The organism is Jatrophihabitans sp. sgz311053 (genome assembly GCF_056135305.1).
This window is the reverse complement of the sequence record NZ_JBWAXP010000001.1, coordinates 1218879-1244624: the sequence shown is the minus strand read 5'-3', so window position 1 is coordinate 1244624 and position 25746 is coordinate 1218879. Positions and strand designations below refer to the sequence as shown.

Genomic DNA, 25746 nt, shown 5'->3' with positions numbered 1-25746 from the left:
GGTTGATCACGATGACGAAAAAGAAGATCTTCTCGTCCCTGCTCGCCACCTCCGGCCTGCTCGTGACCGGCCTGGCCGTGGCCCAGCCGGCCCTGGCGGCCGCCCGCGACGGGCACTGCGACAGCGGCGAGTTCTGCTACTACTACAACTCCGGCAACGCCGGGTCGATCTCGGACTTCACCACGTCCATCGACGACTACGGCACCAGCCAGCCCAGCTGCTACGACTTCAAGGGCAGCGGTAACGGCAAGGGGCTCTGCGTCAAGAACAACGCGGCCTCGGTCTGGAACCGGACGAGCAAGAGCGTCACCGTCTACTACAACAGCGGGTACGGCGGCTCGTCGCAGACCTTCGCCTCCGGCGCCAAGGGCAATCTCAGCAGCACGCTGAAGAACAACAACGCCGCGCACCGGATCGGCGCGAGCAGCGGCGGCGGAGCCCAGACCCCGCGCAACGACTACGACGGCAACGCCCGGGGTTTCGCACAGAACAACTGCACCTCCTTCGCGGCATGGCGCGTCGCCTCCCGCACCTCGCGCACCGGATTCAAGAACAGCTATCGGGGTCAGGTCTTCGGCAACGCCGAGCACTGGGACGATGCCGCTCGCGCCGCCGGCATCACGGTGAACAAGACGCCGAAGGTCGGCGCCATCGCGGTCAACGACATCCACGTGCAGAGCTCGAGCGGCATCCGCTACGGCCACGTCGCGTACATCAACAAGGTCTACAGCGACGGCTCGTTCGACGTCGAGGAATACAACTGGAACGTCAGCCACGGCTACGGGACGCGGTCCCACATGCGGGTCAGCAACGTCGACCCGAACTTCCAGTGGATCATCCACTTCTAGGACAGGGACTGACCCATGCGATCACGATTCACCACCCTCGCCGCGACGCTGGCCACGCTGGCACTTGCGGCCCTCGGGACGGTTGTCCTGGCCCAGCCGGCGGCGGCAGCCGCTCGTGACGGCGTCTGCGACAGCGGCGAGTTCTGTTACTACTACAACAGCGACAACGCGGGGTCCGTCTCGGACTTCACCGACTCGCTGGACGACTACGGCGCCACCCAGCCCAGCTGCTACGAGTTCAAGAGCTCGGGTAACGGGCAGGGCGTCTGCGTCAAGAACAACGCGGCCTCGGTGTGGAACCGCACCGGGCACACCGTCCGGGTCTACTTCAACAGCAACTTCGCCGGCGCCACCCAGGACTTCGCCGCCGGCGCCAAGGCGAACTTGAACTCGACGCTGAAGAACAACAACGCCTCGCATCAGATCCTCGGCGGTGGCGACAGTGGCGGTGGGGGCTGCTCGTCCGACGGGTCGAACAGCACGCTGCCCAGCAGCATCCTGGTGTACCGGGTCTCGCTCGGCCGGGTCGACCGGGTGGACTTCAAGACCTACGTCAAGAACGTCCTGCCCAACGAGTGGGTCAGCAGCTGGCCCGCCGAGTCGCTCAAGGCCGGCGCCATGGCGGTCAAGAGCTTCGGCTGGTGGTGGGCGCTGCACTCCACCCGCAAGACCTCCGGCGGTGCCTGCTTCGACGTCTACGACAACACCTCGAGCCAGGTCTACAAGCCGGGCTCGGCGGTGGCCAGCACCAGCAACGCCGTCGACGCGACCTGGGGCACCCGCATGACCCGCAGCGGCGGCATCCTGCAGGCGCACTACTGCTCCACCAGCACCGCCTGCGGCGCCTGGGTCGACGGTGACTGGATGTCGCAGTACGGCTCCCGCGACAAGGCGAACGCGGGCTCCGGCTACCAGGCCATCCTGCGGGCGTACTACGACGGGATCTCGCTGGCGTCCTGACCCGCGGCAGCCCCACGGGCCGTCCGTCGCGTCGTGCGACGGGCGGCCCGTCGGCGTCTCCGGGGACCGTTTTGTTCTGCTTCGGACGCACATGCGATATACCCTCGCTGTCGACAGCGACGGCCCGGCGGGCCGCCGGAGGGACGGAGCGTGAGGATGCGCGACGGCGCAGAGGTGATCGGCGATCGCAGGGCCGCGGCCGTCACCGGATTCGCCGCCGCGTTGCGCACCCTGCGCGAGGCGGCCGGCAACCCGTCCTTCCGGGAGATGTCCGGTCGCTCGCGCGCCATCTCCCACACCACGCTGCACGAAGCCGCCCGCGGCCACCGGCTGCCGAGCTGGCCCACCGTCGTCGAGTTCGTCAAGGCCTGCGACGGCGATCCCGCCGCCTTCCGGCAGCAGTGGGAAGAGGCCGACCGGGCGCTACGCGAGCCTCCGCCCTCGGACGAGAGGCCCGCCACCGAGCCCGCAGCCGACCTCACCGCTGACGTCGCGGAGCCGGCGACGGAGCCGGCCGAGGACGATGCCGCCGGCATCGCGGAGGTCCCGCCCGTCGCCACCGCGCCGTCCCGACGCCGTCGCCTGCTTCCGGTCGGCCTGGCCGTGGCCGCCGTCGTCGGCATCGCGGGCGGCATCGTCGCGCTGACCGCCGGGTCGGACGACCGGCAGCCGGCGCGCCGGCCGTCGGTCGCCGAGGTGGCCCCGGCGGCAGACGACTGTCCGCGGCTGCAGCGCAACCCGCCACCGGCCCCGCCGCGGCACCCCGGCGACCACGGGCGCTTCATCACCGACGTCACCTATCCCGACTGCAGCCATGTCGCGCGCGGCTCCACGTTCCTCAAGGTGTGGCGGTTCAAGAACGCCGGCAGCGTGCCGTGGCGCGACTACTCGCTGCACCGCGTCGACCCGGCCCGCCGCGGCACCTGCCAGACCATCACCGACGTCCCCATCGCCACGACCTCGCCCGGCCAGATGGTGGACGTCCGCACCGAGGTCACCGCTCCCCCGAACCGCGGCTTCTGTTACGCGCGGTTCCGGATCGTGGACGCCGCGGGCGCAGACGCCTTCCCCGCCGGACGCTCCATCACCTTCCAGGTCTTCGTCGACTAGCCAGCACGACGAACGGCGCCGCACAAGTCCGCGACGCGGTGGGACAGGCCACCTCGAACAGGTGCGCATCGGCCGTTTCCTGCCGGACATGTCGTTCGTTCTTCCGGGTACCGCCCAAGCTTAGGAGGAACCTGTGGATCTCGGTTGTCGCCGGACGAGGGTCGCGCTCAGCGCGGCCGCGCTCCTCGCCACCCTCGTCGTGCCGGCCGTCGGCGCACGTGCGGATGACGCCCCAACCCTCACCGTCACCCAGAACGTCCTGCCCGGTCTGGCCAACGCCACCGACCTCGGCACCGCGCCGGCGACGACGCCGCTGTCGCTCACCGTCACCCTGGCGCGACCTGACGTCGCCGCCGAGAAGGCCTTCATCGCCGCCGCGCACGACCCGTCCAGCTCGTCCTACGGTCAGTTCCTGACACCGGACGAGTTCGCCGCCCGCTTCGGCGTCCCCGCCGACCGCCGTTCGGCGGTGACCTCGTTCCTCACCGGCGGCGGGCTCACCGTGGACGGCGTCTCGACGGCGGGCGACGTCGTCTCGGTGCACGGCACCGCCGCGCAGGTCGGCAGCCTCTTCCGGACGACCTTCCACTCCTACTCGCTGGACGGGACGAGCTTCGTCGCCAACACCTCGGCGCCGGTGCTGCCGTACGCGCTCGGGATCACCAACGTCCTCGGCCTGAACACGCTGCAGAAGTACTCCGTGCCGGCCAAGGCGCAGACATCGCAGAGCGGCTGCACCGCCGGCACCTGCACCGGCGGGACCACGCCCTCGGACCTGTGGAGCGTCTACCAGCAGCCGCCGGCCTACCGCGGCAAGGGACAGTCGGTCGCGGTCTTCGGCGAGGGCCAGACCGCCGGCGTCATCTCCGACCTGCGCGCCTTCGAGGCGCACTTCGGCCTGCCGCAGGTGCCGGTGAGCGTCGTCCACCCCAAGGGTGACACTGATTTCAGCGACAACGCCGGCAGCGTCGAGTGGAACATCGACACCCAGGGCTCGACGGGGATGGCGCCGGATGCCTCCCAGCTCAAGCTCTACTTCGGCTCCGATCTCTCCGATGCCGACGTCGCCCGGGTCTTTAGCCAGTTCACCGACGACACCTTCGGTCCGAAGCAGGCCTCGGCCAGCTACGGCGAGTGCGAGACGATCCCGGTCGTCAGCCCGATCGCAGGGACGCCGCTGCTCAACCCCTCGCTGCCGATCGGACAGGGGCTGGGCAACAACAGCGACTACACGCTGGACCAGATCACCCGGCAGGCAGCCGCCGAGGGCAAGACGATCTTCGTCTCGACCGGCGACACCGGCTCCTCCTGCCCGGTCGTCTTCGCCCCCGTCATCGGGGCCGGCAACGGCGTCGTGAACCAGGGGGTGCCGGTCACCAACTCGCCGGCCTCGCTGCCCTACGTCACCGCCGTCGGCGGCACCGTCCTCTACACCGACGGCGCCGGTCACCGGGCCCGCGAGTACGGCTGGGCCTTCAGCGGTGGCGGCTCGACGCTCTTCACGCCGGCGCCGGACTACCAGCGCGGGACGCCGGGCCTGAGCCTGGACTGCGTCACTGACCCGCTCACCGTCTGCCGCGGCATCGCCGACGTCTCGGCGCAGTCCGGTGACGTCCTCGGCAACGGTTACGACATCGTCGAAGGCGGCACCTTCACCGACGGTGGCGGTGGCGGGACATCGCTGTCGGCGCCGCTCTGGCAGGGCATGTGGGCGCGGGTGCAGTCCGCCAGCACGCGGCGCGGCGGCAACGGCTTCGCCAACTACGCGCTGTACCGGGTGGGCAAGGCCCCGACGAGCTACGCCCGCGACTTCTTCGACGTCTCCTCGACCGACCCGGCGACCGGCCTGCCCGCCAGCAACGGCGCGTACGCCACCCAGCCGGGCTGGGACTACGTCACCGGCTTCGGAACGCCGAAGGTCTCGGGCCTGATCTGCGACATCGACGGTCGCTGCTAAGCCGACCCGACGCGAGCCGCGCCCCCGTCCGTCACGCGGACGGGGGCGCGGTGCATCACGGATGGCTGCGGGCTGAGAGCTCTCCGGCGGGTCGGTCCCCGGAGCGTCCGGACGCGGCACCTACCCTCGACCGAGTGCGAGCGCAGCGACGACGAGGACGGACGGCCGTCGGTACGGTCTCGGCCGCGATGCTCGCGCTGACGCTGACGACGGGCCCGGCCGCGGCGATCCCCGTCCCGCCGCCGGCACCGAGCCCCACCGACAGCGGAAACTCCCCCGCGGCACCGGACCCCCGGCCGCCGCGCGGCGGGCTGGACCCGCAGGGCCGTCCGGTCGGCGGCGAGCGGCTGCTGAGCCGCAAGACCGTCCTGCCCGCGGGGGCGCCCGCGCTGCCGGAGAACCTCACCGCCCGGGCGTGGATGGTCACCGACCTCGACACCGGCCGGATCATCGCCGCGCGCGACGCCCACGGCCGCTACCAGCCGGCCAGCATCCAGAAGGTGCTCACCACCGTCACCCTGCTGCCGCACCTGCCCGGCTCGCGGACGGTGACCGTCTCACGCCGCTCGGCCGAGACCGAGGGCTCGCACGCGGGACTCATCGGCGGTGGCCGCTACACGATCGACGACCTCTTCGAGGGACTGCTGCTCGTCTCGGGCAACGACTGCGCCGAGGCGCTCGCCGCCGCCGCGGGCGGACGCGCCACGACGGTCGCCATGATGAACGCCAAGGCCCGCGAGCTCGGCGCCTACGACACCTTCGTGCAGACGCCGTCCGGGCTGGACGGTTGGCAGCAGCTCACCAGCGCCTACGACATGACCCTGGTGCTGCGTGCGGCGCTGGCCCAGCCCCGCTTCCTCGCCTACGACCGGGTGGCCAAGACCTCGCTGCCGTTCCAGAAGATCGTCGGCAAGGTGACGCTCTACAACCAGAACGAGCAGTTCCTCCAGACGGTGAAGGGCGCGCTCGCGGCGAAGACCGGATACACCGACGCCGCGCAACACACCTTCCTGGGCGCGATCGAACGGGGCGGTCACCGCTACGGCGTCGTCCTGCTCCGTGCGCAGCGCTGGCCGGACGACCAGTGGGTCCAGGCGCGACACCTCGTCGACTGGGCCCGGAAGCTGCCCGCCACCGCCCGGGTCGGCACCCTCGCGACGCCGCCGCGGAAGCCCGCGTCGGCATCGCCGTCGGCCGGGGCGGACCGGACGTCGCCTGCCGCTGCCGCCCGCCGCGACGGCGGTGGGGGTGGTGGCGTCCCGATCTGGGCCCAGCTCGCCATCGCCGCCGCGCTCCTCGCCGGTGTCCTCGGGGCCTCGCGGCTGGTGGGGCGCCGCCGCTGACGTCGCCCGCGTCGCCTCCCGCGTCGTCTCAGTCGCGCTCGCGCGATCGGGTGGCGGCCCAGGTCGCGACGGCACCGGCAACGGCACCGGCCCCGACGAGACCGGCACCGACCGTCGCCGGCCGGACCGCCGGCCGCTCCTCCTCCGGCTCCTCAGCGGCGACCGCGGTGACGGGCATGATCGGGACGCTGTTGGCGGTGCGGTCTGCGGTGTTCCCGGTGGCCATCCACGCGCAGGAGAAGAGCATGAAGCGCACCACGAGCTGGATCCAGACCAGCACCGCGACGATGCCGGCGAACGGACCCGCGGTGGGGCTGTCCGCGGTGTGCGCGATGGTGAAGGTCCCGACGATCTTGAGGATTTCGAAGCCGACCGAGGCCAGCAGCGCGCCCTGAATGCCCGTCCGCCGGTCGACGGTGACGTCGGGCAGCCGTACCAGCAGCCAGAAGAAGACGACCGAGTCGCCCACCACGGCGATGGCGATGCCGAGGATCTTCAGCACCACCCCCGCGCCGGGCACGTCACCGAAGCCGACGGCGCGCAGCAGCTGGTCGGTGAGCGAGGTGCCGATGACGGTGAGGCCGAGCGAGACGATCAGGCCCAGGCCCAGGCCGCCGAGCACCAGCAGGTTGGCGCCCCGTTCGGCCAGGAAGTTCCGCTGCGGCTTGACCCGCCCCCAGACCGCGTCGATGGCCTCGCGCAGGTTGCCGATCCAGCCCAGCCCGGTGAGCAGGACGCCGGCCAGGCCGACCAGACCGACGCCGGTCCGCTTGTCGATGGCGGTCTGCACCGCCTCGCTCAGGGTCTGCCCGAACTGCCCCGGTACCTCGTCGGTGATGCGGTTGAAGAGGTCGGCCTCGGCGCCGGGGTGGGCGCTGAGCACGAACCCGGTGACCGACACCGCCAACAGCAGCAGCGGGAAGAGCGCGAGGAAGCTGAAGTAGGTGATCGCCCCGGCGTACTGGTTGCCGTGGTTGCGGGTCAGCAGCTGGTAGGCCTCGACCACGTGGCGGATCCAGCGATACCGGTCCTGCACGCGCTGCCACCGGCTCTTCGCCTCGTCGACCCCGGCCTGGACGTTCATGACCTCGGTGGTACCCGGCTGAGGCCGTCCGTTAGCCGCCGGTGCCGAGCGGGAAAGGCGAGCGCCACTGCCAGCTGCCGTCGGCATCGCGGGAGAAGAGCACGATGCTCTCGACAGTGAAGCGGGCCACGTAGCCGCTCAGCCCCTCGTAGGCCTCGTCCAGCCCGGCGTCGGAGATGCCGTGGGCCACGGTGACGTGCGGGTGGTACGGGAAGTCCAGCTCACGCTCCAGCGGACCGCGGCGGATGGCACGCTCCAGCAGCTCGCACTGCGAGACGCCGTTGGCGACCTGGATGAAGACCACCGGCGAGAGCGGACGGAACGTCCCCGTCCCCGAGAGGTGCATCGAGAACGGCGCGGACGCCGCGGCGGCCTGCCGCAGGTGCTCCTCGACCGCCGGCAGCTCCCCGGCCGGGACCGGCGTCGGGGGCAGCAGCGTGACGTGCGGGAAGACCAGGTCCGCGGCGGGGTCGCCGACCTGGCGGCGCCAGTTGGTCAGGACGGTGGCGTGCGGCTGCGGGATCGCGACGGCGACCCCGATGATCACGGCATCGTCGGCGTCCGCGTCGGCGGTCCCGCTCACGAGATCGGCGGGACGAAACCGACCCGCTGGAAGACGTCCCGGACCGTCTCGGCGGCGATCGGACGGGCGCGCTCGGCACCGCGCGCCAGCACGCGATCCAGCTCGGCGGGATCGGCCATGTACTCGGCGTACCGGGAGGCGAAGGGCTCGGCGAAGGCGACGACGGCGTCGGCCACCGCCCCCTTCAGCGCCCCGTAACCCTGCCCGGCCAGGCCCGCGGCGACGCTCTCGGGGTCGGAGTCGGTGACGGCGGCGAGGATGGCCAGCAGGTTCGACACGCCCGGCTTGGCCTGCGGGTCGTACCGGATCTCGGTCTCGGAGTCGGTCGTCGCCCGCTTGATCTTCTTCGTCAGCGTCTTCGCGTCGTCGGTGAGGTTCAGCGTGCCGGCGTCGGGCAGCGACTTGCTCATCTTCGACGTCGGGTCCTGCAGGTCCAGGATCCGGGCCGCCGCCTTAGGGATGTAGGCGTCCGGCACCACGAAGGTCTCGCCGTAGCGGCCGTTGAAGCGCTGCGCCAGGTTGCGGGTGAGCTCGACGTGCTGGCGCTGGTCCTCGCCCACCGGCACCAGGTTGGCCTGGTAGATCAGGATGTCGGCGGCCTGCAGGATCGGGTAGGTCAGCAGCCCGACGCTCACCGACTCGCCGCGGGACGACTTGTCCTTGTACTGCGTCATCCGCTTGGCCTCACCCTCACCGGTGAAGCACTCGAGCACCCAGGACAGCTCGGTGTGACCGGTGACCTGGCTCTGCAGGAAGATCGCGCTGCGCTCGGGATCCACCCCGGCGGCCAGCAGCTGCGCCGCGGCACCCCGGCTGCGCTCGGTGAGGACCGCCGGCTCCGGCGGGTTGAGCGTGATCGCGTGCAGGTCGGCGAGGAAGTAGAAGACGTCGTACGGCTCGTCCTGCAGCTTGGCCCACTGCTGCAGCGCCCCGATGTAGTTGCCGAGGTGGTAGGACGCGGACGTCGGCTGGATGCCGGACAGCACGCGCGGGCGGGACGCGGCGGCAGGACTCACGCGCTCGATTCTTCCACTGGCCTCGAAGCGGCTTGCGACGCCGTCGGCGTGAGCCGGACCCGCGCCGCCCGCCGGCCCTCCACCCGGACGACGGTGACCGCCATGCCCTCGGCCGAGACGGTGTCACCCGGCTGCGGCAGCCGGCCGAGCTCTGCCATGATCCAGCCGCCGAGGGTCGAGTAGGGGCCCTCGGGCAGCGTCACGCCGGAGACCTCCTCGACCTCGTCTAGGTTGAGCAGCCCCGCCACCTCGATCTCGCCGCTGGCCAGCCGGGAGCTGGGCGCGGCGTCGGGATCCCACTCGTCCCTGATGTCACCGACGACCTCCTCGATGAGGTCCTCGAGGGTGACGATGCCGTCGGTGCCGCCGTACTCGTCGACGACGATGGCGAGGTGGTGGCCCTCGCGCCGCATCTCCGACATCGCGGCGAGGACGTGCTTGCTGCCCGGCAACGCCTTCACCTCGCGGACGAGGCCGGCGATCGTCGCCTCGTCGTCGTGCCGGACGGCCGGCAGCAGCAGGTCGCGGATGTGCAGGAAGCCGACGACGTCGTCGTGATGACGGCCGGTGACGGGATAGCGCGAGTGCGGGCTCTCGGCGGCGATCTTGGCGGCGCGGCGCAGCGACATCGTCGCCTCGAGGAAGGTCACCTCGGTCCGAGGCACCATCACCTCGTCGATAGCCCGCTCGCCGGCGGCGAAGACGTCGTCGATGAGCGTTCGCTCGTCGCTGCCGAGGGTCTCGTGGGCCGCCACCAGACCGCGCAGCTCCTCGTCGGTGATGGGGGCGCGACTGGCCTGCGGGTCACCCCCGAGCAGCCGCACCACCCCGTTGGTGGAGCGGGAGAGCAGCCAGATGACGGGACGGAAGATCTTGGCGATCCGCTCCAGCGGCGGGGCGAAGAAGACAGCGGCGCCTTCGGCACGCTGCAGGCCGAGCCGTTTGGGCGCGAGCTCCCCCACGACGAGTGTCACGAAGGAGATCACCAGCGTCACCCCGACGACGCCGGTCGCGGCGGCGAGGCCGTCGCTCCACCCGTACCCGACGAGGAACTCCTTCACCTCGTCGGAGATCGTCACCGCGCCGAAGGCCGAGGAGAGCAGCGCCGTGGACGTGACGCCGATCTGGACGGCGGCCAGGAATCGGTTGGGGTCGCCCACGAGGCGGGCCACCGCGGCTCCCCGCCGGCCGGACGCGGCCAGCGCCCGCACCTGCCCCTCGCGCAGGGAGACCAACGCGATCTCGGCCGCGACGAAGAGTCCCTCGATGAGGATGAGCAGGAAGACGATGCCGATGTTCAGCCACAGCTCGCCCACCGGGTCAGTCTAGGGAGCGCGACGCCCCCGTGGGCTCACGCCGTGGCGGCGCGAACGCCCTTGACCGCCCGGATCTTCTGGCGGTCGAAGCGGGTGATCGTGGCCGCCGGCTGGCTGCCGCGCAGCAGCACCTCGGCGACGAAGCGCGGGTTGTCGGTCATCGGTACGTGCCCGACGCCGCGCATGGTGAGGTGGTCGGCGAACGGCAGCACGCGGCGAGCCTGCTCGGCCTGCCAGGGCGGCAGCACCATGTCGCGGGCAGCCCACGAGATCGTCACCGGCACGTCGATCGGGATCTCACCCTGGAACGGCTCGGCGGCGGCGAGCAGCGTGCGCAGCGCCGGCCGGGCGCGCAGGAAGCCGCGGATGTCGCCGGCGGCCTGATCCACCGAGACCCGCGACGGGTGGGCGGTGAGGATGCCGTACATGACCTTGCGACCAGCACGGCTGCGGGCCAGCAGCTCGGCGCGCGGGCCGACCCGGTCCAGGACGCGACAGGCGTTGGAGAAGATCTGCTTGGTGTAGCCGAACTCGGCACCGTTGCGCCAGAATCCCGCCGGCGACAGCGCCGTGACCGAGCGGGCGTGACCGTTGGCCCCGGCGTACAGCGCCACCAGACCGCCGAGCGAGTTGCCGGCGACGTGGGGACGGTCCAGGCCGAGCTCGTCGAGGAAGAGCTTGAACTCGTCGCGCAGGGCGTCCGGCACCGTGCGACCGGCGAGGTCCAGGTCGGGGCTCTCCCCATGGCCCGGCAGGTCGACGAGGATGACCTCGCGCTCCTCGGCCAGGGCGTCGAGAACGGGATACCAGGCCTGCCTGCGGTGGGTCACCCCGTGCACCAGCACGAGCGGTTCGCCGTGCCCGTGACGCTCGTGAGCAAGCACGGCGCATCCCTTCGTCGATGGCTGGGGACATCCAGAGGTAACGAGCAAGTTACCCGGGTGACACCGACTTACGCGTGACCGCGATCACATCGTGACAGATTGTTACATCTACCGGACGGAATCGGTTCGACGTGTGTCCGATCGGGGCGGGCTCGTACCGAAGGTCCGGCGCTTCTAGGGTGCAGGAATGACCACTGATGCCGGGGTTCCCGACGCCGCGCGCCCCACCCCCTCGCGCCCCGCCAGTCCGATCGACGCCCTCGCCGACGGCTATCTCGACCGCTTCGCTGAGCTGGAGCCGCTCTGGGCCACCCAGGCGGGCGTGAGCGGTCACGACCACCGCATGCCCGACCTCTCGCCGGACGGGCTCGCCGAGCTCAGCGCACTGCGACGCGAGACCCTCACCGCCCTCGCCGCCGCGGCGGCTCCGGCCGACGACGTCGACCGGGTCACCGTCGCCGCCCTGCGGGAGCAGCTCGAGACCGAGGAGGCGCTGCACGAAGCGCGGCTCGACGCCGCCACGCTGAACAACATCGACTCACCCGTCCAACGGCTGCGCGACGTCTTCGACCTCATGTCCACGGCCACCGCGGACGACTGGGCCACCATCGCCACCCGCCTCTCGGCGATTCCGCAGGCGGTCGCCGGGTACCGGCAGTCCCTGCTCGCGGCCGCGGACGCCGGCGCGGCCCCGGCGCGGCGCCAGGTCCGCATCGGCGCCGAGCAGAGCGACGCCAACGCCGGCAGCGAGGGCTTCTTCGCCCGCTTCGCCCGCGATGCCGCCGCCGACGAGGGGGAGCTGCCGGACTCCGTCCGCCGCGACCTCACCGCCGGCGCGGCGGCGGCAGCCGCCGCCTACGGCGAGCTGGCGGCCTTCTTCCGCGACGAGATGATGCCGCGCGCCCGCGACGAGGACCCGGTCGGACGGGAGCGCTACGCGCTGCACTCCCGCTCGTTCCTCGGCACCCGCATCGACCTGGACGAGACCTACGCGTGGGGCCAGGAGGAGCTGGCCCGCATCGCCGCGGAGATGGCGGCGACGGCGCAGCGCATCGTCCCCGGCGGGACGGTCGCCGATGCGGTGGCTCATCTGGACACCGACCCGGACTACCTGCTCGACGGCACCGACGCGCTGCGCGAGTGGATGCAGACGACGGCCGACGAGGCGACCGCCGCGCTGGCCGGCACGCACTTCGACATCCCGGACGAGATCCGGCGCATCGAGTGCATGATCGCGCCGACCCAGCAGGGCGGGATCTACTACACCGGACCGTCGGAGGACCTCACCACCCGGCCGGGTCGGATGTGGTGGTCCGTGCCGAAGGGCGTCACCCGGTTCGGCACCTGGCGCGAGCGCACCACCGTCTACCACGAGGGCGTCCCCGGACATCACCTGCAGATTGCGCAGACGGCCTACCGTCGCGCCCTGCTCAACCGGTGGCGGCGACTGGGGTCCTGGGTCAGCGGCCACGGGGAGGGCTGGGCCCTCTACGCCGAGAAGCTGATGGCCGACCTGGGCTTCCTCGACGACCCGGCCGATCATCTCGGCATGCTCGACGGGCAGTCGATGCGCGCGGCCCGGGTCGTCCTGGACATCGGCATCCACTGCGAGCTCCCCGCCCCGGCCGAGGTCGGCGGCGGACGGTGGGACTACGAGAAGGCCTGGCGCTTCCTGGACGCCCACGCCGGCATGGCCGAGGGCTTCCTGCGCTTCGAGCTGGACCGCTACCTCGGCTGGCCGGGCCAGGCGCCGTCCTACAAGCTCGGTGAGCGCTTCTGGCTGCAGCTGCGCGACGAGGCCCGCACCGCCGCCGGCGACGACTTCGACCTCAAGGCCTTCCACCGCCGGGCCCTGGACGTCGGGTCGGTCGGCCTCGACGCGCTCCGGCTCGGCGTCCTGGGCTGACCCCTCCCCCGCCCCCTCCCCCGCCGCGATTCGGGAGCGTTAGTCCCGCTGAGCGGGACTAACGCTCCCGAATCGCGGCGGGGGAGGGCCCTGTGGACAACCACCGCTGCGTCCGACGCTGATACGGCACCCTGTCGCGCATGCCGTGGTGGGAGATTGCCGAGTCGCAGGCGGGCATGGTGTCCCACCCGCAGCTGCGGACGGCAGGCCTGTCGGGGTCGGCCATCCAGCGACTCGTCGACTCCGGGGAACTGGTGCCGTTCTGTCGCAGCGTCTACCGGGCGGGGGCAGCTCCGCTGACCCACCACGCCCGGCTCCACGGTGCCACGCTCGCCACCGGGGGACTGATCAGTTTCGCCACCGCCGGCCAGCTCTGGGGACTTCGCGACGACGGCGGTGCGGTCCACGTCACGATCCCGCACTCTCGCCGCGTCGCGCGCCCGCCCGGCGCCGTTTTACACCGAGTACCTGTTCCGCCGGGCGAGCGCGCGGCGCGCAGCGGCGTCGCCATCACCAGCCGAACCTGGACGACGCTCGACCTCGTGGCGTCGCTGCCGCCGTGGCACGTCGGCCAGTTCGCAGACCGCGCCGTACAACGCGGCTGGCTGACGGCGGCCGACATCGACCGGCGCCTACGCCGCCAGCCGGGACGAACGGGGAACCGGCAGCTCCGCCTCGTCGCGGCCACGCTCGCCGACGGCGCTGCCGCGCACTCCGAGCGCGTCCTGCACCGGCTCATCCGGTCGGCCGGCATCTCGGGGTGGGCGCCGAATCATCCGATCTGGGTGGACGGCGAGCTGGTGGCTGTCGTCGATGTCGCGCTGCCACGACAGCGGGTGGCCATCGAGGTCGACGGCATGGCGTTCCACACCGACCCCGAGCGGTTCCAGCGTGACCGGCACCGCCAGAACGAGCTGGTAGCCCTCGGCTGGACCGTCGTCCGCTTCACCTGGGCGGATCTCACCGAGCGTCCCGGCTACGTGGTCGCCGTCCTGCGCCGATTCGGGAGCGTTAGTCCCGCTGAGCGGGACTAACGCTCCCGAATCGCGGGGAGGTCAGAGGTCGGCGACGTCCGCCTGCTTGGCGCGGACGGCCTCGGCGGCCTCCTTGAGGCCGGCGAGCTCGGAGTCGGTGAGGTCGCGCTCGACGATCTTCTTGACGCCCTCGCGGCCGATCTCGGCCTCGACACCGAGGTAGACGCCGCTGATGCCGTACTCGCCGTCGACCCAGGCGCAGACCGGGATGGTCTTGCCGGAGTCCTCGATGACGGCCTTGGCCATGCGGGCCGCGGCGGCGGACGGCGCGTAGTACGCCGAGCCGGTCTTGAGCAGCGCGACGACCTCGGCCCCACCGTTGCGGGTCCGGGTCACGAGCTCCTCGATCTTGTCGGCGGCCATGACGTCGGCCAGCGGCTTGCCGTCGACGAAGCAGGCGGACGGGACCGGGACCATGGTGTCGCCGTGCGAGCCGAGGGTGAGGGTCTGCACCGAGCCGACCGGCACGCCGAGCTCGGTCGCGACGTTGTTGGTGAAGCGCGCGGTGTCCAGGACACCGGCCTGACCGAAGACGCGGTCCTTGGGGAACTGCGAGGCCAGCTGGGCCAGCGCGGTCATCTCGTCCAACGGGTTGGAGACGATGATGATGACGGCGTTCGGCGAGTGCTTGGCGATGTTCTCGGCAACGCCACGGACGATCTTGGCGTTGACCTCGAGCAGGTCCATGCGGCTCATGCCGGGCTTGCGCGGCAGGCCCGCGGTGACGACGACGACGTCGGAGTTCGCGGTGGCCTCGTAGCCGTCGCCCTCAGGCGTTGTGGTGGCACCGACGACGGTGGTCTCGAAGCCCTCGACGGGGCGCGACTGGTTGAGGTCGAGCGCCAGACCCTCGGGCTTGCCCTCGACGATGTCGGTGAGCACCACGGTCTCGAACACGTCGTACTCGGCGAGCCGCTGCGCGGTCGTCGATCCGTAGAACCCGGCTCCTACGACGGTCACCTTGCCGTGACGGTCAGCCATTGACTTCTCCCTCGAACTCTCGGCGGTATCTGCTTTCGCAGGCTAGCCCGGACCGGCCTCAGCTCCGCAGCCGGATGTCCACCGCGAGCACCACGCCACCGAGCACGAGGAAGAGCAGGCTGTCCGCCGTCCGGCCCCGCACGGCCAGGAAACCCACCCGAAGGGTGGGCAGGAAGAGCCGCAGCAGGCCGGCGGCAACCGCGGTCAGCGCCAGGACGGCCAGGCCACCACGCCACCGCTCCGGCTGCACCAGCAGCAGCAGGAAGCCCACTGCCAGACCAGCCAGGACGGCGACGAAGGCGGCCTGTTCGACCAGCCACCGCCACCATCGGGCCGCCAAATCAGGACCGTTCGGCGAGAGCACGCTCCGCGGCCTCGACCACATTGGACAGCAGCATGGCGCGCGTCATCGGTCCCACCCCGCCGGGGTTGGGGCTGAGCCAGCCCGCGACCTCGGCCACGTCGGCGGCGACATCGCCGGCGATCTTGCCGTCCACGCGGCTGACGCCGGCGTCCAGGACGGCGGCGCCGGGCTTGACCATGTCGGCCGTGATGAGCGAGGGCGACCCCGCCGCGGCGACGACGACATCGGCCTCGCGGACCGCCGCCGCCAGGTCACGGGTGCCGGTGTGGCAGATCGTCACGGTGGCGTTCTCACTGCGACGGGTGAGCATGAGCGCCAGCGGCCGCCCCACCGTGATGCCGCGGCCGACGACGACGACCCGGGCTCCGGCCAAGGGCACGTCGTAGCGCCGCAGCAGCTCGATGATGCCGGTGGGCGTGCACGGCAGCGGCGCGGATTTGCCCAGCACCAGCCAGCCGAGGTTGACCGGGTGGAGCCCGTCGACGTCCTTGACGGGGTCGACGGCCGAGAGGATGGCGAACTCGTCCAGACCGGTGGGCTGCTGCACGAGGAAGGCGGTGCAGGCCGGATCGGCGTTGAGCTGCCCGACGACCGCCTCGACCTCGGCCTGGGTAGTGCCGGCCGGCAGGTCGTGCCGGATGCTGGCGACGCCGATCTCGGCGCAGTCCTTGTGCTTGGCGTTGACGTACCAGCGGCTGCCGGGATCGTCGCCGACCAGGACGGTCCCGAGTCCCGGCTGCAGCCCCGCCGCGGTGAGAGCCGCGACCCGTTCCTTGAGCTCGGTCTTGATCGCGGCCAGGGTCGCCGCGCCGTCCAGTGTCGTCGCCACCACGCCCTGCATAGTGCCAGCATCGCCGTCCGTTGCGGCGAGCACCGCCGGGTCAGCCGATGACGACACCGAAGACGGCCGCGAAGGCGAGCGCGTGCTCGACATCGATCCGGGCCCCGCGCAGATCAGCCCGGCGGGGGTCGAAGCCGTCCAGCCGCGCGCCGCGCAGGTCGGCGTCACGCAGCACCGTGCCCCCCAGCCGCACCCCGCGCAGATCGGCACCGCTGAGGTCGCAGCCGGTGAGGTTCGCGTCGACGAGGTTCGCCTCGGCGAGTCGCGTGTTAGCCAGCATCCGCCCCGTGAGGACGACGCCGCCCAGCGCGGCGGAGCTGAGGTCGCAGTCGGTGAAGGTGGCGTCGCGCAGCTGCGCGCCGACGAAGGAGGAGCCGGTGAGCTTGCAGCCGGTGAAGGCGGCGCCGGTGAGCCGGGCGTCGTCGAAGCTGCAGGCGACGAGCGCGGTGCTCTCGTGACGCGAGAGGGTCAACCGTGCGGCGGAGAAATCGCACCGGACGAAGGAGCAGTCGACGGTGCGCAGCTCCTCCAGATCGGCCTCGGTGAAGTCCTCGTCCTCGAACTCGCGGGCCGTCCAGGTCTCGCCGGGGGCGTCGAAGGGTGCGCTCACGCCGGCGATGCTGCCACCAGGCCCCGACAGCGCCGAACGGCCGCCCGGTGAAGACCGGACGGCCGTTCAGTGAGGGTGGTGAAGCAGCTCAGGCCGTACGCCGGCGGAGCACCAGGGCGAGGATCGCCGCGACCAGGGCGACGCCCATTCCCGCCGCGCCCAGGACGGCGCCGATGCCCACGCTGCCGGTGACATCGATACCGGACTGGTTGGTGAGCTTGTCCGCGTCGCTCTTCGCGGCACCGATGGCCGCGATCCCCAACACGAGTCCGAGGGCCGAGACCACCAGCGCCACGATGCTCACCCACAGCCGCCCCTTGCGCACGGCGATGAGCAGGCCGAGCACGAGCGCCACGACGCCGAGCACGATGATCGTCTTGCCGGCATTGCCGGGGGTCAGCGCGGTGGCGTCGATCCTCCCCGAGGCCTTCTCGGAGCCGAGCCCGGTGAAGCTGTAGGACCCGCCGTCGACGGTGATCTTCTCGTACTGCAGCAGCGTGCCGACGGCCGCGACCAGGGCGCCGAGGGCAAGCAGCAGACCGGTCCAGGTCGCGGAGACCTTCGGTCCCGGCGCGGCTGGCGGGGGCGGTACCGACGCAGTGCCGGGCGGGGGCGGGTAACTCATGGACGGTCTCCGATCGTCGACGGGGGGGTTGAGCGTCGCCGGACCTTAAGGGAGATTTACTCGACGACGCCAGTGGCCGCGTACGATTTACGCGCTTTTGCGCGAAAGACCGGTCGCGCGGGGCGCGCCTGCCCGTCCTTGCTCGTCGCGAGCGTCACGCAGCGGAGCGTGGGACGGGGAGACGCGCCCTACGTCACGATGTCGTCGGCGGCGGGGGTGGCGTGTAGCCGCCCTGCTGCGGCGGTGTGCCGTACCCGCCCTGCTGCGGCGGCGTGCCGTACCCGCCCTGCTGCGGCGGCGTGCCGTACCCGCCCTGCTGCGGCGGGCTGTACCCCAGCGGGGTCCCGTAGCCCTGCGGCTGGCCGGAGCCCTGCGGCTGGCCGGAGCCCTGCGGCTGGCCGGAGCCCTGCGGCTGGCCGTAACCCTGCGGCTGGCCGTAACCCGGTCCTGGCTGGCCGTAGCCCTGCGCCGGGCCACCACCGGGACCGCCGGCCGCCGGCTTGGTGCGCATCGTCAGCATGAGCGCACCGCCGATCAGCGCGAGCACCGAGGCGGCCGCGGTGAGGAAGAAGCCGAGCTGCGGACCCCGGCCGAGATCGATGTTGGTCACGCCGCTCTGCCGCAGCAGTGACTCGAAGTCACCCCAGTCCTTCTCCCCCTGCGGCGTCTCGAACTTGTACTGCGACTTGAGCAGGAAGAAGGCGACGATGCAGACCACGATGCCGACGCCGCCCGCGATCAGCGCCGCGCGGGCGGCGCCCACGACGGGACCGGAGGAGCCGGTCTCGAAGCGGGAGACGCTCCGGCCCAGCAGGAGCAGCAGCACGCCGATCCCGACGGCGACGAGCAGGATGGGACCGACGAGGCCGATCTTGCCGTCGTCCCACGCGTGCACGGCCGAGTCAGCCGAGTCCGACTCGGTCCGTCCCTGGAAGGTGGCGGTCAGCTCGGGCCGGAACCACGGCGCGAAGAGGCCCACCAGCGCCAGGATGCCGGCGAGCGGGACGAGCCACGCCGTGACGGGCGGCTTCTCCACGATCCGGTGGGCCGCAGCGGGCGGGGGCGGCGGGTACGCGCCACCGGGCGGGGGCGGCGGGTACGCGCCGGGCGGCGGGGGTGGCGGCGGGGTGCTGGTCACGGGGTCCTTCCGATGCTGTGAACGGGGTGAGCAAGCCGAACGTGCCGTACCTACCCCCACACGCGCAAGCCGGGAGGGCGGGCACCACTGCCCGGCGGTCAGTGCGCGAAGTGGCGGGTGCCGCTGAAGTAGAGCGTGATCCCGGCGGCCTCGGCTGCCGCGACGACCTCGTCGTCCCGGATGGAGCCGCCCGGCTCGACGATGGCCTTAACACCGGCATCGATGAGCACCTGTGCGCCGTCGGCGAAGGGGAAGAACGCATCCGAGGCCGCGACCGAGCCGGCGGCCCGCTCGCCTGCCCGCGAGACCGCGAGCCGGCAGGAGTCGACGCGGTTGACCTGACCCATGCCGACGCCGACGGTCGCGCCGTCGTGGGCGAGCAGGATCGCGTTGGACTTCACCGCGCGCACCGCGCGCCAGGCGAACCGCAGATCGCGCAGCGTGGCCTCGTCGGCGGCGGCGCCGGCCTTGAGCTCCCAGCGGGACGGGTCGTCGCCGGGGGCGTCGATGCCGTCGGCGGTCTGCAGCAGCATGCCGCCGGAAATCGGACGACGTTCCAGACCGGGACCGGCCGGACGCGGCTTGGCGATGAGGATGCGGGTGTTCTTCCGCTTGGAGAGCCGCGCCAGAGCGTCGGGCTCGTAGGCCGGGGCGACGACGACCTCGGTGAGCACCTTCGCGATCTGCTCGCAGAACTGGTCGGTGACGGTGCCGTTGGTGGCGATGACGCCGCCGTAGGCGCTCACCGGATCGCAGTCGTGAGCCTTGCGATGGGCGTCGGCGATGTCGGTGCCGACGGCGATGCCGCAGGGGTTGGCGTGCTTGATGATGGCGACGCACGGCTCGTCGAAGTCGTAGGCGGCCCGGTAGGCGGCGTCGGCGTCGACGTAGTTGTTGTAGCTCATCTCGGCGCCACTGACCTGCTCGGCGTTGGCGAGGCCCTCCTCGCTGCCGGGGGTGACGTAGAGAGCCGCCTTCTGGTGCGGGTTCTCGCCGTAGCGCAGCACCGCAGCGCGCTCGTAGTCGGCGGCGATCCAGCCGGGGAAGCCGCTGGACGTGCCGGCGTGCTCGTCGTCCGGGGCGACGGTGTCGCCGAGCCAGGAGGCCACCGCGATGTCGTAGGAGGCGGTGTGCCGGAACGCTTCGCGGGCGTACTGCTGCCGCTCGGCCAGCTCGAAGCCGCCGGCGCCGACCGCGGTGAGGACGTCCGCGTATCGCTCGGGCGAGGTGACGACGGCGACCGAGCCGTGGTTCTTGGCGCTGGCCCGGACCATCGCCGGGCCGCCGATGTCGATCTGCTCGATGACCTCCGGCGCCGACGCCCCGGAGGCGACGGTCTCGCGGAAGGGGTAGAGGTTGACGACCAGCAGCTGGAAGGACTGGATGCCCAACCCCTCGATCGTCTCCAGGTGCGAGGCGTCGTTCTGGTCGGCCAGCAGGCCGGCATGCACGTGCGGGTGCAGCGTCTTCACCCGCCCGCCCAGGATCTCCGGGAAGCCGGTGACCTCGTCCACCGCGGTCACCGGGACGCCGAGGTCACGGATGCGGGCGGCGGTCGACCCGGTCGAGACGATCTCGACACCGGCGTCGTGCAGACCGCGGGCGAGGTCGTCCAGCCCGGTCTTGTCGTACACGCTGACGAGCGCGCGGCGGACGGCGATCTTGGTCATGACGAGGGCCCTTCCGAAGGTGGCGAGACGAGATCGAGCAGGGTGCGGACGTAGAGGGGTTTTTCGGCGGCCTGGACACGCTCGCGCAGCGAGTCCTCGTCGTCGCCGGGATGGACGGGGACGCTGACCTGCGCGATCACCGGACCGGTGTCGACGCCCTCGTCCACCCAGTGGACGGTGACGCCGGTGGTGCTCGCGCCCGCGGCCAGCGCGTCGCGGATGGCGTGCGCGCCGGGGAAGGCCGGGAGCAGCGCCGGATGCGTGTTGACGATCCGGAAGCGCCCGACGACACCGGCGTCGAGGATGCGCATGAAGCCGGCGAGGACGACGAGGTCGGGCTCGTGCGCGGCTACCGCCGCCTCGAGGGCGCGGTTCCAGGCGGGACGGTCGGGATGCTCGGCCGGCGCGACGGCGAAGGTCGACACCTCGGCGTCCCGCGCCCGCTCCAGGGCACGGCAGCCCGGCCGGTCGCTGCCGACGGCCACCACCAGGGGGCGTAGCCGCGGTTCGTCGAGGATGGCCTGGAGGGTGCTACCGCTTCCCGAGGCGAGGACGACGACGCGGCGCGGCACCGGACAACACTATCCGGCCCGCCGTGGCCGCCTGCCGGCCTCGTCCCGGTCGCGCTCGGAGCGGTCCCCGTCGCTGTCGTCGCTGACGTCGCCGTAGTCCTCGACGGAGGTCAGGGCGCTGAGGGTCTCCCGCAGGGACGGCCGGTCAGGGCGCTCCGAGCTCCGGAGGCGCTCCACCCCCGCGCGGAGGCCGAGGAGCACCGCCGCCGCGATTCCGGTCCAGAGCGCGGCCACGAGGCCGAACTGCCACGGCGAGGCCCCGACGACGTGGAGCCGGCCGCTGCCGACGCCCCCGCCGCCCTGCCAGGCGAGCAACGCGCCGAGCACCGCCGTGCCGACAAGTCCCGCTCCGAGGGTGCGCCAGCGGTCGGCGGACGATGCGGCGCGCCCGGCCAGCACGGCCACCACCGTTCCTGCGGCGATCGGGGTGACCACGGCGAGCAGCCACCCCGGCGCCGTCCCTCCCGGACCGCTCGGCAGCGCTGCCAGCAGCGGGAACGCGGGAACGAGCCCGGTGGTGGAGCCGGTCAGCGACACCGTCGTCCCCGCGCCGACGGCGAAGCCGGCGCCGGAGAGGTACGCCGCCCCGGCGAGTGCGGCGTTGGGCGCGGCGAGCACGCCCAGCACCAGGACGGGGACCCCGGACCAGCCTCCCCCCACCTGGCGGGAGATCTCGACGGCCTGTTCCCGGTGGACGATCAGCGAGCCGCCCACCAGCAGGGCGCCCGCGGCCACCTGGACCGCCAGCGCGGCCACGGCACACCGCCAGGCGGTACCGAGCCACACGGGCAGCAGGCCGTCGCGGACCTCGGTCACGGCGGGGTGCCGCAGCAGGACCGACCCGGCCGCGAGCGCGCCGAGCAGCAGCCCCGCGAGGAGGGCACCCGGTACCGACGCACCGGAGGTCCCCAGATCGGAGATCGCCGCGAGCAGCCCACAGGCCACGGAGAATGCGCAGCTCTGCGCCAACAGGGCAAGGCCGAGGGAACGGAGGTCGGCGCCACCGTCGCTGCGCTCGTCGGCTGCGGCCAGCACCGCTCCGGCGGCCCGGCGGATGACGAGGACGACGAGCACCGTCAGTCCCAGCGGGACGAAGGCGGTCGGCACGCCGTCGACGGTGACCCCGCCGTGGACTCCGGCGAGGAAGGTGATCACGCCGGCGCGGATCGCCGATCCGGCACTGCCCGAGCCCCCCGAGGCCGGCAGCCACAGCACGGCGACAACGCCGATGGCAATGACGCTGCTGACCAGGGCGCCCGCCAGTCCCGCCCAGGCGGCGAGCAACGGGAGCGGGCGCGTCGGCGACCCGGTGAGGCGAGTCGACGAGCGCGGGGCGGGCATCCGTCCAGGCTGACAAATCGCGGCCGGGAACGGGGAACGACGCGCCGATGCCGGGACGCTGCACAGCGTCCCGGCATCGGATGGTGCCGTCGGTGCGACGGGTTACTGGTTGCTGCTGTATCCCGGCGGCGGGTTCTGCCCGTAACCCGGCGGTGGGTTCTGCGACGGCGGCTGGCTGTACCCCGGCGGCGGACCCTGCTGCGACGGCGGCGGGGTGTAGGTCGGCCGCTGGAAGGTGGTGCGCTCGTCCGGACCGGACTCGAGGGGCGTGTCGTCGTCCCCGCCGGAGGTCGGCAGCGCCGCGGTCGAGCCGGCACCCGACTGTGTCGCACCGGGGTCCGAGCCAGCGTCCGAACCGGAGTCAGACGACGCGCCGTGGCCAGAGGGGCCCGGCTCGCCGCGGGTGAAGGCGTCACCTGCCGGTGAACCGGACTGCGTCGGCCGGCTGAAGTCCGAGGACGGGCCCTGCGACGACGGCGGCGGACCGTAACCCGCGGGCGGGCCCTGGGGCGGCGGACCGTAACCCGCCGCGGGACCCTGCTGCGACGGCGGACCGTACCCGCCACCGGGGGCACCGTAGCCACCCTGCGGCTGGCCGTAGCCACCCTGCGAGGCACCCGGCTGGCCGTAGCCGCCCTGCGGACCGAAGCCGCCCTGGCCCTGACCCGGGCTGCCGCCCTTGAGCGCGGCCGAGAGGTTCCCGCCGTTCTTCTGGAACGCGAGGAAGGACGCGACGGCCCCGGCGATGATCAGGATCAGGACGATCCAGTACGAGAAACCGTGCCCGTCGTCGATGTAGCGGCTGTACTCGTCATCGCTGATGTTGTCCGGCGCGCTGCTGATGTTCGGGACGACGAACAGCGCGATCAGGGTCATCACGGCGCCCAGCGCGTAGCCGCCGAGCGCGACGAGTCGAGCCGGGGCCGGGAGCTTGACCTGCGGCGCGAAGACCGTGACTGCGACGGCAGCGGCCGCGACCAGGGCGAGCAGCACTCCGAACCAGCCGAAGAAGCCGTGCCACGCGCTCTCCGACTCCGACTGGCCGCTGGAGAACTGACCCTTGGCGTCGTAGGAGTAGTACTCGAAGAAGGAGAAGATGAGCGCCAGCACTCCGGCGCCGATGGCCGCCCAGTCCAGCGGGTTCACCGCTGGGAAGTTGACGCCGCCACTCTGGCCGGGACCTGCCTGACCGGGGCCGTAACCGGGCTGGCCGTAACCACCCTGCTGCGGCGGCGGACCGTAACCGCCAGGCTGGCCGTAGCCACCCTGCCGCGGCGGACCGTAACCACCACCCTGCTGCGGCTGGGAGGCGGGCTGACCGTAACCACCCTGCTGCGGCGGCGGACCGTAGCCACCACCCTGCTGCGGCTGACCGTAACCACCCTGCTGCGGCGGCGAACCGTAACCGCCACCCTGCTGCGGCTGGCCGTAGCCACCCTGCTGCGGCGGCGAACCGTAGCCACCGCCGGGCGGACCACTGGGCGGGCCACTCGGCGGGCCTCCAGGCGAACCGTAGGTCATCGCACCGTTCCTCTCTGCCATGCGGGCAGCGAATGTTCGCGCTGTCGTACTGATGATCGTTCTCGGCCCGACCCTAGGGCACCGGGTGGGCTCTGTCCGCTTTACCCACGGGGAGTGCTCCCCGAACCGGGGTCGATCCCAGCGCGGCGATCTGGCGGCCTCGACGACGAACGCGCGAAGGCCGGGACACCCACGGTGTCCCGGCCTTCGTCAGCGGACTTACACGCATCGACGCGCAATGTCCGCGATGTCGTTCGTTACTGCGGCGGGCCGTAGCCGGGCGGGGGCGGCGGCGTGCCACCGGCCGGCGGCGGGGGCTGCTGGCCGGGGTACTGGCCGGGCTGTCCGGGGTGCTGACCGGGGTGCTGGCCGGGGTTGATGCCACCCTGCGGGCCGTAGCCGCCGACGTTGGGCACCTTGCCCTCGAGCTTGCCCGGCAGCTTGCCGCCGGTGGCCTGGAAGCGCATCAGCGACAGCACGAGGCCGGCGATGATGACGATGAGGCTGGCCCAGTAGCCGAAGCCGCGGCCGGTGTCGACACCGGCGATGCCCTGGTCGTCGTAGCCGTTGAGGAACATCGCCAGGATCACGAAGAGCGTGGCGGCGGCGAAGAGGCCCAGACCGAGCTTGCGGCCGGGGACCGGCAGGTTGACCTGCGGGGCGAAGAGCGCGATGGCCACGGCGGCGGCACCGGCCATGGCGAGCAGGGTCGAGGCCCAGCCGAAGAAGCCCGACCACGCGGTGGAGCTCTCGCTCACCTCGCCACCGAAGCGGCCGAGGTTCGCGCTGACCGTGTAGTACGGGAAGAGCGAGAAGATGAACGCGAGCACACCCGCGCCCACGATTCCCCAGTCGAGCGGGTTGACCGTCTTCGGGTCGAACTTGGCCGGGGGTCCGCCGGCGCCGGGGGGCGGGGGCGGAGGCTGGTACGTCATGACTTCTCCTAGCGGTGACTGTTCCTGATGAAGTACTGAAAATCCACGCTAGCGTTCCCACCGGGACGGGGGAACCAAGCACGCCGGGAAAGACCGGGTTCGGCCCCGGGCAGCTCTCCCCGCCGGCCGGGCATACCGGTCCGAAACGGACGAACGCCGCCGGAAATCGGTCCCGATGACCGTTCCGGCGGCGTCCGTGCGTCGCTGTGTCGTTGCTCAGAACATGATCAGCCCAGGATCTCGCGCATCAGCTGCGCCGTCTCCGACGGCGTCTTGCCGACCTTGACCCCGGCGGCCTCGAGGGCCTCCTTCTTCGCCTGCGCGGTGCCCGACGAGCCGGAGACGATGGCACCGGCGTGGCCCATCGTCTTGCCCTCCGGGGCGGTGAAGCCCGCGACGTAGCCGACGACGGGCTTGGTGACGTTCTCCTTGATGTAGGCCGCCGCCCGCTCCTCGGCGTCGCCGCCGATCTCGCCGATCATGACGATCGCCTTGGTCTCCGGGTCCTTCTCGAAGGCCTCGAGGGCGTCGATGTGCGTCGTGCCGATGATCGGGTCACCGCCGATGCCGATGGCGGTGGAGAAGCCGTAGTCCTTGAGCTCGTACATCATCTGGTAGGTCAGCGTGCCGGACTTCGAGACCAGGCCGATCGGGCCCTTGCCCGCGATGGTGTGCGGCGTGATGCCGGCCAGCGACTCGCCCGGCGTGATGATGCCGGGACAGTTCGGACCGATCATCCGGGTGCTCTTGCCGTCCAGGTAGGACCAGATCTCGGCGGTGTCCTGCACCGGCACGCCCTCGGTGATGACCACGAGCAGGCCGATGCCGGCGTCGATGGCCTCGATGCAGGCGTCCTTGGTGAAGGCCGGCGGGACGAAGACGACCGAGACGTCGGCGCCGGTCTCCTTCATCGCCTCCTCGACGGTGCCGTAGACCGGCAGCGACTTGCCGGCGAGCTCGACCTGCGTGCCGGCCTTGCGGGCGTTGACGCCGCCGACGATGGTGCTGCCGGATTCGAGCATGAGCGTGGTGTGCTTCGACCCCATCCCGCCCGTGATGCCCTGGACGATGATCTTGGAGTCCTTATTGAGGTAGATCGACATCTGC

Annotated in this window: 24 protein-coding genes; 7 read left to right on the top strand and 17 right to left on the bottom strand. The window is 71.9% G+C overall.

The features are described 5' to 3' along the window. Window positions 1-11 precede the first annotated feature (11 nt). From AC0NZQ_RS05715 to AC0NZQ_RS05695, 5 genes are all read left to right on the top strand, one after another. The gene (locus AC0NZQ_RS05715; RefSeq protein WP_474528687.1) at window positions 12-848 is read left to right on the top strand and encodes a CHAP domain-containing protein; all 837 of its coding nucleotides are present in this window, start codon (window positions 12-14) and stop codon (window positions 846-848) included. 15 nt (window positions 849-863) lie between these two features. Continuing rightward, window positions 864-1808, top strand: a complete 945-nt coding sequence (locus AC0NZQ_RS05710; RefSeq protein WP_474528686.1) for a peptidase inhibitor family I36 protein — start codon at window positions 864-866, stop codon at window positions 1806-1808. A 156-nt stretch (window positions 1809-1964) separates the two neighbouring features. Continuing rightward, window positions 1965-2918 (top strand): NBR1-Ig-like domain-containing protein, encoded by a 954-nt coding sequence (locus AC0NZQ_RS05705; RefSeq protein WP_474529432.1) that lies wholly within the window; start codon window positions 1965-1967, stop codon window positions 2916-2918. A 133-nt stretch (window positions 2919-3051) separates the two neighbouring features. Further along, the gene (locus tag AC0NZQ_RS05700) at window positions 3052-4875 is read left to right on the top strand and encodes a S53 family peptidase (protein ID WP_474528685.1); all 1824 of its coding nucleotides are present in this window, start codon (window positions 3052-3054) and stop codon (window positions 4873-4875) included. 188 nt (window positions 4876-5063) lie between these two features. Then, window positions 5064-6218: a D-alanyl-D-alanine carboxypeptidase family protein gene (locus AC0NZQ_RS05695; protein WP_474528684.1), complete on the top strand. Its 1155-nt coding sequence runs from the start codon at window positions 5064-5066 to the stop codon at window positions 6216-6218. 28 nt (window positions 6219-6246) lie between these two features. Here AC0NZQ_RS05695 and AC0NZQ_RS05690 read toward each other — a convergent pair whose 3' ends face one another. From AC0NZQ_RS05690 to AC0NZQ_RS05670, 5 genes are read right to left on the bottom strand one after another with little or no spacing between them, the layout of a single operon-like run. Next, the gene (locus AC0NZQ_RS05690; RefSeq protein WP_474528683.1) at window positions 6247-7302 is read right to left on the bottom strand and encodes a YhjD/YihY/BrkB family envelope integrity protein; all 1056 of its coding nucleotides are present in this window, start codon (window positions 7300-7302) and stop codon (window positions 6247-6249) included. Between the two features lie 31 nt (window positions 7303-7333). Beyond that, window positions 7334-7885: a 2'-5' RNA ligase family protein gene (locus AC0NZQ_RS05685; protein ID WP_474528682.1), complete on the bottom strand. Its 552-nt coding sequence runs from the start codon at window positions 7883-7885 to the stop codon at window positions 7334-7336. Continuing rightward, window positions 7882-8901 carry a tryptophan--tRNA ligase gene (gene trpS / locus AC0NZQ_RS05680; protein ID WP_474528680.1) on the bottom strand — a complete coding sequence of 340 codons (1020 nt, stop codon included), beginning with the start codon at window positions 8899-8901 and terminating at the stop codon, window positions 7882-7884. The genes AC0NZQ_RS05685 and trpS overlap by 4 nt, the downstream gene beginning before the upstream one ends. Next, a complete protein-coding gene (locus AC0NZQ_RS05675) occupies window positions 8898-10217 on the bottom strand; it encodes a hemolysin family protein (RefSeq protein WP_474528679.1) in 1320 nt (439 codons plus the stop codon). Before AC0NZQ_RS05675 ends, trpS begins: the two co-directional genes overlap by 4 nt. Window positions 10218-10252: 35 nt before the next feature. Further along, window positions 10253-11101, bottom strand: coding sequence for an alpha/beta fold hydrolase (locus tag AC0NZQ_RS05670; protein ID WP_474528677.1), 849 nt, complete (start codon window positions 11099-11101; stop codon window positions 10253-10255). A gap of 187 nt (window positions 11102-11288) precedes the next feature. On the opposite strand from AC0NZQ_RS05670, the gene AC0NZQ_RS05665 reads away from it, so the two are divergent. Both AC0NZQ_RS05665 and AC0NZQ_RS05660 read left to right on the top strand, forming a co-directional pair. Beyond that, the gene (locus AC0NZQ_RS05665) at window positions 11289-13007 is read left to right on the top strand and encodes a DUF885 domain-containing protein (protein WP_474528676.1); all 1719 of its coding nucleotides are present in this window, start codon (window positions 11289-11291) and stop codon (window positions 13005-13007) included. Between the two features lie 140 nt (window positions 13008-13147). Then, window positions 13148-14041: a DUF559 domain-containing protein gene (locus tag AC0NZQ_RS05660; protein WP_474528675.1), complete on the top strand. Its 894-nt coding sequence runs from the start codon at window positions 13148-13150 to the stop codon at window positions 14039-14041. 21 nt (window positions 14042-14062) lie between these two features. Here the strand turns inward: AC0NZQ_RS05660 and mdh are convergent, their stop codons facing one another. The 12 genes from mdh to sucD form a co-directional block, all read right to left on the bottom strand. Beyond that, on the bottom strand, window positions 14063-15022 hold the full coding sequence (gene mdh, locus AC0NZQ_RS05655) for a malate dehydrogenase (protein ID WP_474528674.1): 960 nt from the start codon (window positions 15020-15022) through the stop codon (window positions 14063-14065). Between the two features lie 58 nt (window positions 15023-15080). Then, window positions 15081-15362: a DUF3017 domain-containing protein gene (locus tag AC0NZQ_RS05650; RefSeq protein WP_474528673.1), complete on the bottom strand. Its 282-nt coding sequence runs from the start codon at window positions 15360-15362 to the stop codon at window positions 15081-15083. A 1-nt stretch (window position 15363) separates the two neighbouring features. Then, window positions 15364-16218, bottom strand: coding sequence for a bifunctional methylenetetrahydrofolate dehydrogenase/methenyltetrahydrofolate cyclohydrolase (locus AC0NZQ_RS05645; protein WP_474528672.1), 855 nt, complete (start codon window positions 16216-16218; stop codon window positions 15364-15366). 49 nt (window positions 16219-16267) lie between these two features. After that, window positions 16268-16837, bottom strand: a complete 570-nt coding sequence (locus AC0NZQ_RS05640) for a pentapeptide repeat-containing protein (protein WP_474528671.1) — start codon at window positions 16835-16837, stop codon at window positions 16268-16270. A gap of 88 nt (window positions 16838-16925) precedes the next feature. After that, window positions 16926-17462: a hypothetical protein gene (locus tag AC0NZQ_RS05635; protein WP_474528670.1), complete on the bottom strand. Its 537-nt coding sequence runs from the start codon at window positions 17460-17462 to the stop codon at window positions 16926-16928. Between the two features lie 193 nt (window positions 17463-17655). Next, window positions 17656-18600 (bottom strand): hypothetical protein, encoded by a 945-nt coding sequence (locus AC0NZQ_RS05630; protein ID WP_474528669.1) that lies wholly within the window; start codon window positions 18598-18600, stop codon window positions 17656-17658. A 98-nt stretch (window positions 18601-18698) separates the two neighbouring features. After that, window positions 18699-20270: a bifunctional phosphoribosylaminoimidazolecarboxamide formyltransferase/IMP cyclohydrolase gene (purH, locus tag AC0NZQ_RS05625; protein ID WP_474528668.1), complete on the bottom strand. Its 1572-nt coding sequence runs from the start codon at window positions 20268-20270 to the stop codon at window positions 18699-18701. After that, window positions 20267-20842: a phosphoribosylglycinamide formyltransferase gene (gene purN / locus AC0NZQ_RS05620; RefSeq protein ID WP_474528667.1), complete on the bottom strand. Its 576-nt coding sequence runs from the start codon at window positions 20840-20842 to the stop codon at window positions 20267-20269. The genes purH and purN overlap by 4 nt, the downstream gene beginning before the upstream one ends. A gap of 9 nt (window positions 20843-20851) precedes the next feature. Then, window positions 20852-22183: a cell division protein PerM gene (locus tag AC0NZQ_RS05615; RefSeq protein WP_474528665.1), complete on the bottom strand. Its 1332-nt coding sequence runs from the start codon at window positions 22181-22183 to the stop codon at window positions 20852-20854. A 102-nt stretch (window positions 22184-22285) separates the two neighbouring features. Then, window positions 22286-23704, bottom strand: coding sequence for a hypothetical protein (locus AC0NZQ_RS05610; RefSeq protein ID WP_474528664.1), 1419 nt, complete (start codon window positions 23702-23704; stop codon window positions 22286-22288). Window positions 23705-23961: 257 nt separating this feature from the next. Then, window positions 23962-24639, bottom strand: coding sequence for a hypothetical protein (locus tag AC0NZQ_RS05605; RefSeq protein ID WP_474528663.1), 678 nt, complete (start codon window positions 24637-24639; stop codon window positions 23962-23964). Window positions 24640-24866: 227 nt separating this feature from the next. Beyond that, window positions 24867-25742 (bottom strand): succinate--CoA ligase subunit alpha, encoded by an 876-nt coding sequence (sucD, locus tag AC0NZQ_RS05600; RefSeq protein WP_474528662.1) that lies wholly within the window; start codon window positions 25740-25742, stop codon window positions 24867-24869. Window positions 25743-25746 lie beyond the last annotated feature (4 nt).

What these genes read in the sequence shown, in the direction of transcription:
- AC0NZQ_RS05715 (WP_474528687.1), top strand. Translation starts at nt 12, where the DNA reads ATGACGAAAAAGAAGATCTTCTCGTCCCTGCTCGCCACCTCCGGCCTG.
- AC0NZQ_RS05710 (WP_474528686.1), top strand. Translation starts at nt 864, where the DNA reads ATGCGATCACGATTCACCACCCTCGCCGCGACGCTGGCCACGCTGGCA.
- AC0NZQ_RS05705 (WP_474529432.1), top strand. Translation starts at nt 1,965, where the DNA reads ATGCGCGACGGCGCAGAGGTGATCGGCGATCGCAGGGCCGCGGCCGTC.
- AC0NZQ_RS05695 (WP_474528684.1), top strand. Translation starts at nt 5,064, where the DNA reads ATGCTCGCGCTGACGCTGACGACGGGCCCGGCCGCGGCGATCCCCGTC.
- AC0NZQ_RS05690 (WP_474528683.1), bottom strand. Translation starts at nt 7,302, where the DNA reads ATGAACGTCCAGGCCGGGGTCGACGAGGCGAAGAGCCGGTGGCAGCGC.
- AC0NZQ_RS05665 (WP_474528676.1), top strand. Translation starts at nt 11,289, where the DNA reads ATGACCACTGATGCCGGGGTTCCCGACGCCGCGCGCCCCACCCCCTCG.
- AC0NZQ_RS05660 (WP_474528675.1), top strand. Translation starts at nt 13,148, where the DNA reads ATGCCGTGGTGGGAGATTGCCGAGTCGCAGGCGGGCATGGTGTCCCAC.
- mdh (WP_474528674.1), bottom strand. Translation starts at nt 15,022, where the DNA reads ATGGCTGACCGTCACGGCAAGGTGACCGTCGTAGGAGCCGGGTTCTAC.
- AC0NZQ_RS05635 (WP_474528670.1), bottom strand. Translation starts at nt 17,462, where the DNA reads ATGAGTTACCCGCCCCCGCCCGGCACTGCGTCGGTACCGCCCCCGCCA.
- purH (WP_474528668.1), bottom strand. Translation starts at nt 20,270, where the DNA reads ATGACCAAGATCGCCGTCCGCCGCGCGCTCGTCAGCGTGTACGACAAG.
- AC0NZQ_RS05615 (WP_474528665.1), bottom strand. Translation starts at nt 22,183, where the DNA reads ATGCCCGCCCCGCGCTCGTCGACTCGCCTCACCGGGTCGCCGACGCGC.
- AC0NZQ_RS05610 (WP_474528664.1), bottom strand. Translation starts at nt 23,704, where the DNA reads ATGACCTACGGTTCGCCTGGAGGCCCGCCGAGTGGCCCGCCCAGTGGT.
- AC0NZQ_RS05605 (WP_474528663.1), bottom strand. Translation starts at nt 24,639, where the DNA reads ATGACGTACCAGCCTCCGCCCCCGCCCCCCGGCGCCGGCGGACCCCCG.
- sucD (WP_474528662.1), bottom strand. Translation starts at nt 25,742, where the DNA reads ATGTCGATCTACCTCAATAAGGACTCCAAGATCATCGTCCAGGGCATC.